Below are 2,669 nucleotides of genomic sequence, written 5' to 3'. Positions count from 1 at the left end.
AGTCTGGCCTTTGCTGGGATGCGCTGGATCCCGGCGGCTCTACCCAAGTCGCAGCAGCGCCGCCAGCTTATCTCAAGGCTTTATCTGCAACTGCGGGATCTGGCGACGGCGGTGGGGATCCCAGCCCACCTAGGCCCTGAGGCCTGCCTGGAACACTTGCGCCACTCCGACTTACCACAAGCCCAGGTGGCCATCCAGTTCTTGGAGCGCTACCTGGAGGTGCGCTTCGGTGGGATCCCGTTGGAGGCGGGCGAATTGCAGCGCTGGCAACAGCAACTCAAACAGCTCAGACGAGCATGGCAGCCACTGGCCAAAACCCCCAGAAGAGCCGCCTGACCAGAAGGACGGCTATGCCCTGGAGCAGGTACCCCAAAAGCCCTGCGAGAAGCCTTGACAGTTATGAGACAGTTAAGAGATAGTTAACGTTAGTTATAGACCCCGTAAGCTGCACTGTCAGACGGGGAAATCGCTCAGTGGCGCACTCGCTTCAGGCACGTTTCGCGCTGCTGCATTGCTATGCCCTTGCAAACTCATCTGAAGCTGTGTTACGTTTTTAACGTTCAGCTTCGAACGAGCAAGGGCGTGTTAGCTATGCGTAGCTATTCTTTGAGGGCGGCTTTGGCTGCAACTTTGTGTCTGCTGTCCTCGTCAGTTTTTTCCTCTAGTGTGGCTCAAGCGGCGCCTAAGCCAACCGGCAACGGTGCAATCTTCTTTCACCCAGATGGAACCTCAGCTTCCCACTGGGACATCACACGCATTCTCCACTACGGCCCCGATGGCTTTCTGAACTGGGATCGTCTTCCCGTGATTACCACCTATCGCGGGCACCATTTCGACCAGCTTGGGGGAACTTCCAACGCCGGAGCGGTGACCCATGCCACAGGAACTCGTGTCCACGCCAAGAGCTTTGGGTTGGATCCGGACGGCAAAGAGTACCCCTCTGCCAACGGCACCCTGAACACGATCATGGAAGAGGCTGTGGCGGCAGGCTTGGGTACGGCTCTGGTGCAAACGGGATCCATCATTGAGCCGGGGACGGCTGCCTTCGTTGCCAAAGCTGCCAAGCGCAGCGACTATGAGGAGATTGCCCTGCAGGTGGTGGAGTCAGGGGTAGACATCATCCTCGGCGCTGGCGAGGAATGGCTGCTGCCGGAAGGTGTCCAGGGCCGCTTTGGCCAAGGGAAGCGCAAGGATGGCCGCAACCTGATTGAGGAGGCCAAGAAAAAGGGGTACGCCGTTGTCTACACCCGCGACGAGCTGCTCAAGCTGCCGGCAGATGTCTCCAAAGTTTTGGGGGTGTTCAACGTCGAGGACACCTTCTACGACAAGCCTGAAGAAGAGTTGCGGAAAGAAAACTTGCCCAACTACATCGCCAGCGCCCCCACCATTGCCGAGATGACCGAATTTGCCCTGGCGCGGATCTCCCGCAATCCTAAGGGCTTCTTCGCCGTCATCGAAGAAGAGGGCACTGATAACATGTGCAACAACCTCAATGCCTCTGGCTGCCTGGAGGCCATGAAGCGGGCCGACGATGCCATCGGGGTGATTCTCAACTTTATCGAGAAGAATCCCAAGACCTTCATGATCACCACCAGCGACAGCAATGCCGGTGGCATGCAGTTGGTGGATGTCGAGTCCGCCGATGAGCCGTTGCCCCCTACTGACCCCAAAGGCAGTGGTGCCCCCATTGACGGAGTTGACGGCACGGGCACAAAGCCGTTTATTTCTGCTCCTGACAAGAATGGCAAGCGCTTTCCCTTTGCCGTGGCTTGGGCTACCGGAGATGACGTCGGCAGTGGAGTCATCGCTCGCGCTGCGGGCCTGAACGCTCGAGAGCTAGTGCCGGTCACTGGAATCCTGAACACAGACATCTACCGCATTCTCTACTTCGTGCTCTTCGGGGAGCGCATCCCCAGCGAGCTGAAGCCCTAGTGTCTGCTGTGGTCACCTGCCTTGGGCGGGTGTTTGCCCCACAAGCTCTGTCCGTCACGGGGGATCCATCCAGTGGATCCCCTTTTTTTATGAGAACCACATAACGGCGAAGGGGCTAGCTCAGCAAAGCAGATAGACGTAGTTCATTTTGCGTTAGAACTGTACTACAGTGGGCTATCATGGAGCCGAGACTGTCCTTTGGGTTTGAGTTTGTTCCACCAACGCGAACTGCGATCTTCAACCATGCCCACTCCCGCTGACTCCTCTCCATCCCCCCTTCTCCAAAGCGACGAGGTTCTCAAGCCTGAGGACTCTGTTCCGCTGAGGGGGACGGTATTGGCGGCCCGTGAGCCTTTTTTGGGGCTGTTGCGGGATCTGGCGCGGGCCTACCAAGCTTTTGAAAATTACGCCGGGGTTCACATTCGGCAAATGGGGCTGACGGCTCCCCAATTCGATGTGTTGGTTACCCTTGGCAATACCCCTGGGATGACCATGAATGTCTTGGCCCAAAAAACGCTGGTGACCAAAGGGACACTGACCGGCATTGTGGATCGCCTGGAACAAAAAGGGCTGGTGCGCCGGGAAGTGCCCCCGGAAAACCGACGCTGCTTTAAGGTCGTGCTGACAGAAGCGGGGGAAAAACTGTTTGAGGAAATTTTCCCGGCCCACGTCGCCTACTTGAAAGAGCGCTTCCAAAAGCTGGATCCCTCGGAGATGGCGCAGATCCAGGCTTGCCT

General features: G+C 57.5%; 3 protein-coding genes. All 3 read left to right on the top strand.

Features of this window, described 5'->3' with window-relative positions:
- Positions 1 to 336: DUF4129 domain-containing protein (locus NW820_RS11710; protein ID WP_414407572.1), on the top strand; the 336-nt coding region annotated here is incomplete at its 5' end.
- Between the two features lie 255 nt (positions 337 to 591).
- Entirely contained in the window at positions 592 to 1,932 is a 1,341-nt protein-coding gene (locus NW820_RS11705; protein WP_414407571.1) for an alkaline phosphatase, read from the top strand.
- Positions 1,933 to 2,175: 243 nt separating this feature from the next.
- The coding region (locus NW820_RS11700) for a MarR family winged helix-turn-helix transcriptional regulator (protein ID WP_414407570.1) at positions 2,176 to 2,669 on the top strand (494 nt) is incomplete at its 3' end.

Source organism: Synechococcus sp. R55.7 (assembly GCF_047461955.1).
Classification (GTDB): Bacteria; Cyanobacteriota; Cyanobacteriia; order Thermostichales; family Thermostichaceae; genus Thermostichus.
The sequence above is the reverse complement of the archived record's forward strand: the minus strand, read 5'-3'. Positions and strand labels throughout refer to the sequence as shown.

Bases quoted from the DNA above. Each gene is read 5' to 3' on its own strand.
- NW820_RS11705 (WP_414407571.1), top strand. From the start codon at position 592: ATGCGTAGCTATTCTTTGAGGGCGGCTTTGGCTGCAACTTTGTGTCTG.